Origin of the sequence: Piscinibacterium candidicorallinum, from assembly GCF_047549485.1 — a bacterium.
GTDB classification, from domain to species: domain Bacteria; phylum Pseudomonadota; class Gammaproteobacteria; order Burkholderiales; family Burkholderiaceae_C; genus Piscinibacterium; species Piscinibacterium candidicorallinum.
Genome location: NZ_CP180191.1, coordinates 912,936 through 925,008, shown reverse-complemented (window position 1 = coordinate 925,008; position 12,073 = coordinate 912,936). Strand labels below are relative to the sequence as shown.

At 66.2% G+C, this 12,073-nt stretch carries 9 protein-coding genes and 1 riboswitch; of the genes, 5 read left to right on the top strand and 4 right to left on the bottom strand.

The genetic code is table 11. The features are described 5' to 3' along the window. Nucleotides 1-14: 14 nt before the first annotated feature. From ACMDW7_RS04185 to ACMDW7_RS04175, 3 genes are all read right to left on the bottom strand, one after another. Entirely contained in the window at nucleotides 15-1,193 is a 1,179-nt protein-coding gene (locus tag ACMDW7_RS04185) for an efflux RND transporter periplasmic adaptor subunit (RefSeq protein ID WP_377305296.1), read from the bottom strand. A 94-nt stretch (nucleotides 1,194-1,287) separates the two neighbouring features. Then, the gene (locus ACMDW7_RS04180) at nucleotides 1,288-2,058 is read right to left on the bottom strand and encodes a TetR/AcrR family transcriptional regulator (protein ID WP_377305298.1); all 771 of its coding nucleotides are present in this window, start codon (nucleotides 2,056-2,058) and stop codon (nucleotides 1,288-1,290) included. Between the two features lie 401 nt (nucleotides 2,059-2,459). Next, nucleotides 2,460-3,740 carry a glucan 1,4-alpha-maltotetraohydrolase domain-containing protein gene (locus ACMDW7_RS04175; protein WP_377305300.1) on the bottom strand — a complete coding sequence of 427 codons (1,281 nt, stop codon included), beginning with the start codon at nucleotides 3,738-3,740 and terminating at the stop codon, nucleotides 2,460-2,462. 672 nt (nucleotides 3,741-4,412) lie between these two features. Here ACMDW7_RS04175 and thiD point away from each other — a divergent pair. Then, a complete protein-coding gene (thiD, locus tag ACMDW7_RS04170; RefSeq protein WP_377305302.1) occupies nucleotides 4,413-5,264 on the top strand; it encodes a bifunctional hydroxymethylpyrimidine kinase/phosphomethylpyrimidine kinase in 852 nt (283 codons plus the stop codon). Nucleotides 5,265-5,533: 269 nt separating this feature from the next. Continuing rightward, complete coding sequence (locus tag ACMDW7_RS04165; protein ID WP_377305304.1) at nucleotides 5,534-6,295, top strand: hypothetical protein; 762 nt, start codon at nucleotides 5,534-5,536, stop codon at nucleotides 6,293-6,295. An 18-nt stretch (nucleotides 6,296-6,313) separates the two neighbouring features. On the opposite strand, the gene ACMDW7_RS04160 is transcribed toward ACMDW7_RS04165, so the two are convergent. Then, on the bottom strand, nucleotides 6,314-7,270 hold the full coding sequence (locus ACMDW7_RS04160; protein WP_377305306.1) for a hypothetical protein: 957 nt from the start codon (nucleotides 7,268-7,270) through the stop codon (nucleotides 6,314-6,316). A gap of 340 nt (nucleotides 7,271-7,610) precedes the next feature. Here ACMDW7_RS04160 and ACMDW7_RS04155 point away from each other — a divergent pair, with 340 nt between their 5' ends. The 3 genes from ACMDW7_RS04155 (at nucleotide 7,611) to thiC (ending at nucleotide 11,895) form a co-directional block, all read left to right on the top strand. Continuing rightward, nucleotides 7,611-8,060 carry a DUF2141 domain-containing protein gene (locus ACMDW7_RS04155; RefSeq protein WP_377305308.1) on the top strand — a complete coding sequence of 150 codons (450 nt, stop codon included), beginning with the start codon at nucleotides 7,611-7,613 and terminating at the stop codon, nucleotides 8,058-8,060. A gap of 11 nt (nucleotides 8,061-8,071) precedes the next feature. Further along, on the top strand, nucleotides 8,072-9,637 hold the full coding sequence (locus ACMDW7_RS04150) for a carotenoid oxygenase family protein (RefSeq protein WP_377305310.1): 1,566 nt from the start codon (nucleotides 8,072-8,074) through the stop codon (nucleotides 9,635-9,637). 163 nt (nucleotides 9,638-9,800) lie between these two features. Then, nucleotides 9,801-9,905: riboswitch (TPP riboswitch) on the top strand. 70 nt (nucleotides 9,906-9,975) lie between these two features. Continuing rightward, complete coding sequence (thiC, locus tag ACMDW7_RS04145; protein ID WP_377305312.1) at nucleotides 9,976-11,895, top strand: phosphomethylpyrimidine synthase ThiC; 1,920 nt, start codon at nucleotides 9,976-9,978, stop codon at nucleotides 11,893-11,895. Nucleotides 11,896-12,073: the final 178 nt, after the last annotated feature.

The window sequence follows — 12,073 nt, the reverse complement described above, 5'->3', positions numbered from 1 at the left end:
CTGAGCCCCGCCGCTTACTCGCTCTTGCCTGCGGCGGGCTTGGTCGGGGTCGCCGCAGCCGCCTGCGCGACCTTCACCGGCACGCCCATGCGCAGCGGCCCGAGGTTGCGCGCGACGATCTGCGTGCCTTCCGGCAAGCCCTCCACGGCCACCATCACTTGGCCGGCGTTCGCGCCGCTGGTGGCCTCACCGCGCAGGCTGGTGCGCACGGCCACGGCCTGAAGCTGGCTGCTCTCGCCCTGCTTCACCAGCGTATAGACCACGGTGCGGCCGCCTTCTTCGCGCAGCGCTTCGGCCGGCACGAGCACGACATCGCTCACGCCGCCCAGGCGCAGGTTGCCGCCGGTGAACTGACCGCTTTTCAGGCCGGCATCGCTGGGGACAGCGGCATAGACCATCACGGCGCGGGAGCCGGAAGTCACCGCCGCATTCACGCGCAGCACCTTGGCCGGCACGGCGGGCAGCCCGTCCGGTGTGAGCGTGATGACCATGCCCGGCTTGACTTGCGCTGCGTCCTGGGGGTCCAGCGCGGCTTCGTATTCCAGGCTGCGGTTGTCCACGAGCGCAAAGAGCTTCATGTCGGGGCTGGCCTTGTCGCCGGCCTGGACGGTGCGTTCGGTCACCACGCCGGCAAACGGGGCACGCACAGTCGCGTCTGCGAGCGTCTTGCGCGCCTGCGTGAGCTGCTGCTCGGCCGCAGCCACCGCAGCGCGCTGAGCTTCGAGCTGGTTCTGGGTGGTGTCCATGGCAGTCGGGCTGATGAAGCCCTGCGCGACCAGGCGCTTGTTGTTCTCGGCATTGCGCTGGGCAATGGCCAACTGCGCGCGCGCGGCATTGAGGTTCTGCTCACGCTCGGCCACGCGGGAGGCGAATTCGGTGGTGTCTATCTGCGCCAGCACGGCGCCGGCGGCCACGGGCTCGCCCTCGCGCACGAGCACGCGGGCCACGTCACCACTGACCTTGCTGCGGATGGTGGCCTGCTGGGTGGCCTTGACGGTGCCGGTGATGGGTAGCACACGCGCCAGCGGCGCCTTGCCGGCCACGGTCAGGTCACTGGCGAGCAGTTCGATGGATTTCTGCGCGGGCTGAGCCACCGCGGCGCTGGCGCTGGCGCCCTGGCGCTGCTTGACGAGCAGGAACCCTCCCCCGAGAGCAACGAGCACGATCACGATGCCGACTACGCGCTTGTTCATCATGTCCAGTCTGGTGTTCAGCGGCCTCGTCTGCGCGGGCCGGTTTGCTTGTTGATTCAATGGAGGCGCCCGTCTCTCGGGCGCGCGGCCCGTGTCAGGCTGGCGGGTTTGCCCCCTGGGCCATCGCCGCCTCGAGCGCGGCGCGTGCCTTCTCCATGCTGTACATGGGCGAGCCTGCGGTCAGCGCGGGTACCGCCCCAGCGGCCAGCCCGTGCTTGATCAGGTCGATGCTGGCGCGCACGTGCTGGATCGGGTCGACCGGCATGCAGCAGTTGGGCGCGCTGAAGGTGTGCTTCCAGAGAAAGAGCATCAGCATCGGCGAGATCATGACGTGCGTCATGACGTCGGTATCCACGGCGCGGAACTCGCCGCGCGAGATGCCGCGATCCAGCAGCTTGACCATCATGGCGTGGGCCGGCTCGATCACGGCCTCCTGATAGAACTTGCTCAGTTCAGGGAAGTTTCCGACCTCCGCCACCACCAGCTTCTTGATGCCGGAGAGCTTGGTGGCGCCCACGCGCTCGAACCAGCCCCAATACAGCTCCTCGAGCAGGTCGAAGGTGTTGCCCTGATAGTGGTCCACCAGCTCGGTGGCTTCGCGCAGCACCGGGCCCAGGCCCTCGCTGATCACGGCGCGGAAGAGTTCTTCCTTGTTGGCGAAGTAGAGATACAGCGTGCCCTTGGACACGCCGGCGCGGGCGGCCACGTCTTCGGCCCGGGTGGCGGCGTAGCCGCGCTCCACAAACAGATCCAACGCGGCCTGCACGATCTCCTGCGGGCGGGCGTCCTTACGGCGGCGCCAGCGCGGCAGTTCGCCGTGGGCATCGGCGGCGGGGTCTTCGATGGCGGTGGGTACGGCGTTCATGATGCGTTGTGAGCATCGGGCAAATTCGCCGGGCTGGCGGCCGATGTCATGACTAAGTGACTGATCAGTCAGTAATTTAGTTCTCGGGGCATCAGGGGTCAACGCAAATAGTTCGGTGGAACTTAACCTGCCGCAAAGGACTCCACCGGCCCGATGTCACGCTTCGATCTGCGATTTTGCGTCCGAAATTTGCTTAATCTGCCATTCAACACTCCGGAGATTGGCTTTTGACAAGCGGAAAGCCACTTTTTCAAGTTTGGCCGAAATCCATATAAATGAACACGCCGAGCAGACGCTCGGCGTGTTTTTGCCGGCCGGAAGACCTCCGGCGCGGCGCGCGCACCTGTCCGGTGCGCCGGCGGGCTCGGCGCCCGGCCAGCGCAGGCCGTATGGGCGCGGACTTAGCGCGTCCAGACGGCGTAGTTGTTGCCGCTGGTGGCCAGGGTCCAGCCAGCGCCGGGGCTCCAGCTGTTGGGGCCGATCTTCATCGCCACGTTGTTGTTGACGATGGCGGCGTACAGCCCATTTTCAGCGCGCTGGATGCTGACGCTTGATGTACTTGTGACGCCCTTGTTGCGGCGTACGTCCATCAGGGCCTTGATGCTCGCCTTCAGATTCCAGTCATAGATGTGCGGGTAATACACCGTGGGCACGCCGGGGTGCGTGAGCACGTAGGCATAGCCCTGCATGACCTTGTCGCAGGGCACGGGCCAGTGGTTCTGGCCGCTGCCGCAGCTTTCACTCGGGCCGGTGTCGTGGTTGTCCACAAACGTCACGCTCTTTTGTGCCCACCAGCCAATCGCACCCTGGGGCCGGCCGTCGCTGGCGCGCAGGCGCCAGTACTCGTTCCAGTTCAGTGCCTGGTTCAGCAGCCCCTTGGTGGTGAAGTCGAAGGCCGCGCAACGCCCGCCCGTGCCGTCGATCCAGTTCATCAGCTCCTGGCGGTGCGGATTCACATCATTGATGTTCAGGTCGCTCCAGATCTCGCCCACGCAGAAGTCTGGCGTCATGGCGTCGTGATAGCCCTGCACGTAGAAGGCGCTGTAGCCCTTGGAATAGTCAAGACGCAAGCCGGTGAAGCCCACGGCTTTCAAGCGCGAGGACAGCCATGTCCTGACCCCGTTCTGCACCGTGGCCTGGTTGTGCGCCAGATCGCGTGCGGCCGAGAAACCGGTGCCGGTGTCATTGCCGCCGCGCCCGCAATTGCACTCATCGTTGTTGACGATGCTCTCCAGCCCCCAGGCCGGGTTGGTGAAGTCGCTCCAGCCCGTGGTGCCCACGCGGTGGTTGACGACGATGTCTGCAGTCACACCCATGCCCTGGGCCTTGAAGGCGGCGATCGCGTCCTTGAGCTCCTGTTCGGTGCCGTAGCTGGAGTTCAGGTTGTTGAGCTGGCGCGGCAGATAGCCCTCGCGCGCAGCGGAGTCCGACGGCGGCGGGAACCAGATGTGCGTGAAGCCCATGCCGCGCAGATCGGCTGCGCGGCCACGCAGCACGCCATACCAGCTGGGGTTGCGGTAGCCCGCCGAGTTCCAGTGAAAGCCCTGGATCAGTATGGCGGTGGAGGCCTTGTTCTGCTCCGTGGCAGCGTGGACTGGGGCGTCCATCAGGGCTGACGAGCCGAAAACGGCGGCAAAAGTGATCCCAAGCGCCGCAAAGCGGCGCGAAAAGCGACTAGCCATGTTGTGTGTCTCCTCCGGGGCCGCGAGTGAGTTCAGGGAGCGCGGCCTGGGTTGCTGAATGGATCGGTACTGCGCGAGAGAAACTGCGGTACTGCATTCACGCTGCGCCCGCCGCCTGTTCTGCGTTCCCCAGTCGGGGCGGTGCGCGGTGCCCGTGCGACCGTCGTGTAGAGGCCGAACAAGCTGTAGCAAAGCTACGGACTGAACCCTAGGCAAGTGCGTTTAAAACTACAAGAACTTTCGCTGCTGCGTCGCAGCACTCTGGGCTGCACCCTGCCCAATCCGCGGGATGGACGGGCGTTGAGCGAGGCCTCAATACACTGCCCGTCCAAACGCACAGCGCAGAACCCACACCATCGTCTCCAACGCCAAGCGAGACCGAGGTGCGGACGAATGAGCGATGCACGTGTGCTGGCGCAAGGCATCCAGCCCTATTGATGCCCCCTCACTACCCTCTGAGTGCTCCCGTGACGACCAAGCAGGTTCCAAACGTCGCCTCGATTGCCGGTATCGACCCCTCCGGGGGGCTGGCATCTTCGCGGATATCAAGACCTTCTCGGCCCTGGGCGGCGAGGCCGGGGTTTCGGCAAGCACCGCTTGCCGCCGACCGAGCGACTCGCGCGTGCACGCGCGAGGCTCCTGCGCCCGTCTGATCACCTCCTGAGTGCCCCAATGACCACCAAGCAGGTTCCAAACGTCGTCTCGATTGCCGGTATCGATCCCTCCGGGGGCGCCGGCATCTTCGCGGACATCAAGACCTTTTCAGCCTTGGGCGCCTACGGCTGCGGCATCGTTGCAGCGCTCACGGCGCAGAACACGCAGGCCGTCACGGGCATCCAGGCCGTGAGCACGGACTTCATCGCCCTGCAGATGGACACGCTCTGGGCCGATGTGCGGATCGACGCCGTGAAGATCGGCATGTTGGGCGCGGCGCCCGTGATCCAGACCGTGGCTGAGCGTCTGCAGAAGTTTGCGCCCGCTCACCTGGTGCTGGACCCGGTGATGATCGCCAAGAGCGGCGACGCGCTGCTGGAAAAGAGCGCCGTTGGCGCGCTCACTGACATGCTGCTGCCCCAGGCCACGATGCTCACGCCCAACCTGCCCGAGGGCGCGGCGCTGCTGGGCCAGACAGCGCCCGAGAACGTGCGCGACATGCGGCGCATGGCCGAGAAGCTGCGCGAGAAGCTGCACACCACCGGGCGCCGCTGGGTGTACCTGAAAGGCGGCCACCTGCCGGGCAGCGACTGCATCGACCTGCTGCACGACGGGGACGTGATGATCGAGATGGCCGGCCGACGCATCGACACGAAGAACACCCACGGCACCGGCTGCACGCTCTCAAGCGCGCTGGCCGCGCTGCTGCCGCAGATTCCGGATGTGCCGCGCGCCGCGCAGGCTGCGCATGACTGGCTCGCGCGGGCGATTGCGCGCTCGGGCGAGCTGACGGTGGGCAGCGGCCACGGGCCAGTGCATCACTTCCATGCGGCCTGGGATGCGCAGCGCGAGCGCGGGCCGTTTCAATAACCCCACCAACGAAGCACTGGCAAAAACATTCATTTTCAGCCAATGCTTAGACAAGGTTGAACACCTGGTCCCGCTTGTTGGAAGAGCGACACCGGCGCCATCGAAAGAACAGGCAACCGTTTTCGGCCATTGGAAACTGCCTGCATGCACCCAAATGCGGTAGCCCGGGTTAAGCAGATGCTTCGTTGACCATGGGGCGCGCCGCAACAGCCTGAACGCGGCCGCGCGCAGTCGCTGCCAAACATCCTCGCCCCCTCCTGACACCCGCCATGCCGCACACCGCAAGCTTGAAACCCCGCCTGCTCCTCTGCCTGCGGCCTGCGCCAGTACAGCGGGCGGCCTCGCGCCTGCTCGGCGTGGCCGCCCTGCTGGCTGCGCTTGCCACGCCCCTGACCGGTCAGGCGCAGGACGTCCCGGTCGTCCCCGAGCGCATGGTGGGTGTGGAGCGCGATGTGCGCAGCGGGGCAGACGGCGGAAGTGACGATCCGCGCTCGTTCCGAGGCATCGCCAGTTTCGGCCTCACGCTGGGGGGCAGCCGGGTGGGGTCGGTGAACAGCGCTGAGGCAATCTTTCCTGATCTCTATGCCGGCAACCTGTGGCAGGCCAACGTGGGCGCCCAATGGCGGCTGGGCACGCGCCTGAGCGTGAGTGGCACCTTGGGCTACCACACGGACGAAGCGTCCGATGACAGCTATTCACTGCGCTTTTCGCGCTTTCCGATCGAGGCACTCGCGCATCTGGATCTGAACCGCAATCTGCGCATTGGTGGTGGCGCACGCTACGTGGATCGTGCCTGGCTGACCCTGCGATCCAGGACAAGCGAGAACACTCGCGACACCCAGACCCTCGCCCGCTACGGCCACAACCTGGGCTGGGTGGGCGAGGTGGAATATCTCTTCCATGGCAGCCACCCGGCGGACTCGAAGCTCGGCGTCAAGCTGCGCTACGTGCGCGAGACCTATCCGCTGCGCGGCAGCGTGCGCAAGTTCAGCGGCAGCCACATGGGCGTGTTCGTCACAGCCTATTTCTAGAGCAGGGCGGCGCCGGCCTCATTCGATCATCGGCTTGCGGCTGCGCTCATCGAAGAAGCGCTTGAAGCGCGGCGCGACCGATTCGCGGATTTCTGGCGGGTACCAGTTCACCGCTGCATTGCGGTAGGCCGGCTCGCGTGCGGCCTGGCGAATGGCCTGGTCGATGAGTTCGATAGCCTTGCGCCCGGCCGCTGAGCGGGTGCAAGCGATGTACAGGTGCTTGTCGACGGCAAACTCCAGCACCGGCCGCCAGGTCATGGGCGGGCGGCGCGGCAGATTGCGCATCTGCCACTCGGCCACATGGGGCCATTCCATCCAGTAGTCCACCCGGCCGAGCATGAGCATCTGCGCCGCCTGCGTGCTGCTGCTGTAGCGCAGGCGCTCGATGCGGGTCTGCACATCCGGTTGGGCCAGCAGGGCATTGATCTCCGGGCCGAAGGCGCGGCCCGCCGGGACCAGCGCAGTCAGCTCAGGCCGGGCAAGCAGCGCCGCCAGTGAGGCGACGGCGCTGTCCCCAAGAACCTCGCGCACGCGATCAGCCCGCACCACCACCGTCATGGGTGGTGGCGGCGACATCGGCGTGTACCAGGCCCGCTCACTGCGTTCGTCGAGCTTCACCACGGCCGGGATGCAGATCTCGCGCCCGCGCTCCATCTCGGCCCAGGCCCGCGCATAGGTCATGCCCACGATCTCATGCCGCACGCCCGGCGCATTGAGCATGATCTCGCGCAGATAGCCATCGCCCGAGCCGCGCCCCAGCTGCGCAGGCCCAGTGGGCGGGCGGCCCTCGCTGTCGTAGAAGAACACCGGGGGCAGTTCGGGCAGCGCCCACTCGATGCGCTCGATCGCATGCGCCGACAGACCGGCCATGCAGGCAAGCGCAAGCGCAGCTCCGCGCGCAAGCCGCTGCCCATGCCGCCACCAAGACACCACGGCGCGGCTCAGGGCCGCTCGCGCAGCCGTGATCCTTGTCATGCGTAAAACCCCCTGCGCGCCAGGCGGTGCGGGCGCGTGTCCAGCCTTGTTATTGACGAGATGCTAACGAAGGGTGGCGCATCCCGGTACAGGCCAGTGCAGGCGCTGGCCCGCGCGCGCTGCCGCACTGGGGTTTGCCCGCCCATCCAGCGGCTGCGGCCGGGCGCTGCAACGTGGCGCCGCGCAGGCGGCCGGGCTTGATCAGGCGAGCGCCGCCGGCTTGCCATTCGCGCCCGCCACTTGCCATTCATCGCACGTCGGTCGATCGGCGCCCTGCGGCTGGGCAGCATGACGGCACCTCAACAACAGCGCTGCACGCGCACCGCCCGGGAGCCCTGCCATGTCCACACCGAAGATGCCTGCCCTTGTCCTCACGCTTGCCCTGTCCGCCGGGCTGCTCGGCCTTGCGGCGCCTGCCCGGGCCCAGACCGCCCCCGAGACCCTGAACTGCCCGGTGCTGGAGCTGCAGGGCGTCAAGCCGGGTGAAGGCACGCTGCGCATTGCCGTCTATGGCAGCGCGGAGAGCTTCAACAAGAAGCCGGTGTTCTCGGTCACGGTCGCCGCGCCGGCCGCGTCCACCTACCGCCTGGGGCTGTGCGGGGTATCGAGCCCCGAGGCCGCCGTCACGCTGTTTCAGGACACCAATGACAACGGCAGGATGGACACCAACATCATCGGCATCCCTTCCGAGCCCTGGGGCGCCAGCGGCCGGCCGGTGATGGGCCCACCCTCCTGGGACGCGGCGAAGGTGCCCGTCAATGGTTCGCCCATCACCATCAAGCTGAACTGAGGAGCGCCGCCATGGAACGCCGTCAGTTCATTGAGTCTCTGGCCTGCGCTGCGGGCATTGGCGCGGCCTCTGCGTTGCGGCCTGCCTGGGCGCAATCTGCCGCACCGGCACCGCTGAACAACATCGAACGCTTTGACGCTGCGGTCAAGCAAGCCCCCTGGCTGGCCGCGGTGAAAGGCACCGCGGTGGATCTGGATTGCGAATCGCTCGCCATCGAAGGCCGCTGGCCGGCCGAGCTTCAGGGGCGCTTCTACCGCAACGGCCCCGCGTTGTTCGAGCGCAATGGCGCGCGCTACCAGCACTGGTTTGACGGCGATGGCATGGTGCAGCAGTTCACATTCGGTGCGCGCGCGGGCAAGCCACACGTCTCGCACAAGGGCCGCTTTGTGCGTACCGTGAAGTTCGAGCGCGAGCAGGCTGCGGGCGAATTTCTCACGCCCACCTTCGGCTCGCCCATCAAAGCCAAGGTGGCGACACGCGGGCCGGACGACTTCAACACTGCCAATACCAACGCCATCGAACACGGCGGTCGCGTGCTGGCCATGTGGGAAGGCGGCAGCGCCTTCGAGCTGGACCCGGCCACCCTGCAAACCCGCGGCCCAGTGACGTGGCGCGAAGGCTGGTCGCAGGTGCCCTTCTCCGCCCACCCCAAGCTGGACCCGCAGGGCGTGCTGTGGAACTTCGGCACCTTTGCGGACCGGCTGCTGGCCTATCAGATCGGCGCGGACGGCAAGGCCATCAAGACGCAGATGACCACGCTGCCGCTGCGCGTGGGCATGGTGCACGACTTTGCAATTACGGAGCGCTACATCGTGGTGCCCATCCCGCCCGTGACCCTGGACTTTGGTGCCGTGGCGCGCGGCGCGCCGCCCGAGGAAGCCTTTGCCTGGCGCGGCGCCGAGCCCCTGCGCATCTGGGTGGCCGAGAAGGACGACATCAGCAAGAACCGCCTGTTCGAGCTGCCCAACGAGATGATCTTCCATGTCGGCAATGCGTACGAGCAGGACGGCGTGATCCACCTGAGCTATGTCGGATCAAGCGGGAATGCCTTCCTGGCCGGTGATGCCGTACGCATGATGCGCGGCGAGCTGAACCGCCCTGCGCACGGTACCGACGACCGCTCCCAGACTGTGCTTGCACAGTTCGATCTGCGCACCGGCCGCGCCACGCGCACCGCGCTGGACGACAGTGCGGAGTTCCCCCGCGTGAACCCGCAGCGCATCGGCACCACCGCCCGCTACCTGCTCAACCCGACCGGCTGGAAGACCTTTGCCGGCCGCCCCGACTACTGGTTCCACGGCCTGGCCCTGCGTGACCTGCAGACCGGCAAGCTCGACCGCTATGACTACGGCGCGGACGTGACTGCCGAAGAGCACCTCATCATCCCCAAGCGCGGTGCGGATGCAGCGCGGGATGAGCGCAACGCCTGGGTGATCGGTACCAGCTTCGACGCCCGCCGCAAGCAGACCGCGGTGAGCGTGTTCGAAGCGAACAACCTCGCCGCCGGCCCCGTGGCCGTGGCGCGGCTGCCGTACTTCATCCCGCTGGGCTTCCACGGCAACTTCACGGCGGCGTAGCCCGCACTCAGAAGGCAAGACGCGCTCTGGATGCGCGCTTCCAGACCAAAGTGGCTGGAAACCCGCATGGGACAAGCGGAAAGCACTTCATGTATTGAGGTGCAGACGTCCGAAGTAGCAAGGGAAGAACGGGCGCTGGTCAGCGCCCTGCACTATCGTTACGCCTTTCACGCAGGGGTCTCGGTGCGGTTTGAAGCGCGCCGAGTGAGATCAAACCCTTTGCACCTGTACGGATCATGCCGAGGCAGGGAGCGTGTGCGGCCTGGCCGGAGCCTCGGCCGCTCATTCCCACCCCGGCGCTTGCAGCCTGCATCCAGGCAGAAAGTCAGCACAGCGCCATGAACGCCCCAACAGACGCCAAGTTCCTCGCCGCCACCGCCACGGTGGACGACGCGGCGGTCAAGCCGCTGCCCAACAGCAGCAAGGTCTACATCGAAGGCAGCCGGCCAGACATTCGCGTGCCGATGCGCAGAATCGCCCAGGCCGACACGCCCACGAGTTTCGGTGGCGAGAAGAACCCGGATGTGTATGTATATGACTGCTCGGGCATCTACACGGACCCCGCCGCGAAGATCGACATCCGCAGCGGCCTGCCGGCCCTGCGTGCAGGCTGGATTGCCGAGCGCAACGACACTGAGGAGCTGGCCGGCCCCAGCAGCGCCTTCGGCCGCGAGCGCGAGGCCGACCCGAAGACCGCCGAGCTGCGCTTCAACCTCAAGCGCAAGCCGCGCCGGGCCCTGGCGGGCCAGAACGTCACGCAGATGCACTATGCGCGGCGCGGCATCATCACCCCGGAGATGGAATACATCGCCATCCGCGAGAACCTGAACCGCCAGGCCTACATTGAGAGCCTGAAGGCCGGCGGCAAGACGGGCGAGAAGATGCTGGAGCTGCTGATGCGCCAGCACCCGGGCGAAAGTTTCGGCGCCAGCATCCCTGCGGAAATCACGCCCGAATTCGTGCGCAGCGAAGTGGCGCGGGGCCGCGCCATCATCCCGGCCAACATCAACCACCCGGAGAGCGAGCCGATGATCATCGGCCGCAACTTCCTGGTGAAGATCAACGCCAACATCGGCAACTCGGCGGTCACCTCCTCCATCGGCGAAGAGGTGGAGAAGATGACCTGGGCGATCCGCTGGGGCGGCGACACGGTGATGGACCTCTCCACCGGCAAGCACATCCACGAGACGCGGGAATGGATCCTGCGCAACAGCCCGGTACCCATCGGCACGGTGCCGATCTACCAGGCGCTCGAAAAGGTGGACGGCAAGGCCGAGGAACTCACCTGGGAAATCTTCAAGGACACCCTGATCGAGCAGGCCGAGCAGGGTGTGGACTACTTCACCATCCATGCCGGCGTGCGTCTGCCCTACATCCCGATGACGGCCAAGCGCATGACGGGCATTGTCAGCCGCGGCGGCTCCATCATGGCCAAGTGGTGCCTGGCGCATCACAAGGAAAGCTTCCTGTACACGCACTTCGAAGAGATCTGCGAGATCATGAAGGCCTATGACGTGAGCTTCTCGCTGGGCGACGGCCTTCGCCCCGGCTCAATCTATGACGCCAACGATGAAGCCCAGCTGTCTGAACTGCGCACCCTGGGCGAACTCACGCAGATCGCCTGGAAGCATGACGTGCAGGTCATGATCGAAGGCCCCGGCCACGTGCCCATGCAGCTCATCAAGGAGAACATGGACATCCAGCTGAAGGAATGCCACGAGGCGCCCTTCTACACCCTGGGCCCGCTGACCACCGACATCGCCCCGGGCTATGACCACATCACCAGCGGCATCGGCGCGGCGCAGATCGGCTGGTATGGCTGCGCCATGCTCTGCTACGTCACGCCCAAGGAGCACCTGGGCCTGCCGAACAAGAAGGACGTGAAGGACGGCATCATCACCTACAAGATCGCCGCACACGCCGCAGACCTCGCCAAGGGCCACCCCGGCGCGCAGATCCGCGACAACGCACTTTCAAAGGCGCGCTTCGAGTTCCGCTGGGAAGACCAGTTCAACCTGGGTCTGGACCCGGACACCGCCAAGGACTTCCACGACGAGACCCTGCCCAAGGAGTCCATGAAGCATGCGCACTTCTGCAGCATGTGCGGGCCGCACTTCTGCAGCATGAAGATCACGCAGGACGTGCGCGACTATGCCGAGAAGCAGGGTGTGGATGCGCAGGCGGCGCTGCAGAAGGGCATGCAGGAGAAGGCCATCGAGTTCGTGAAGATGGGCGCGGAGATCTACCGCAAGGCCTGACGTACAAGCACGGTCTGCCGCGACGGCGGCGGCCGCAATTCGTGGCTCGCGCCAAGGCAGCATCTGGCGCAAGCAAAGCAACTTGTTCTGCACCACGCGAAGCGCGTGACACTGTTTGACGGGCACCCAGCGTGCCCGTCTTACTTTTTGGGGTTAACGCAGACGACACACGCGGCAG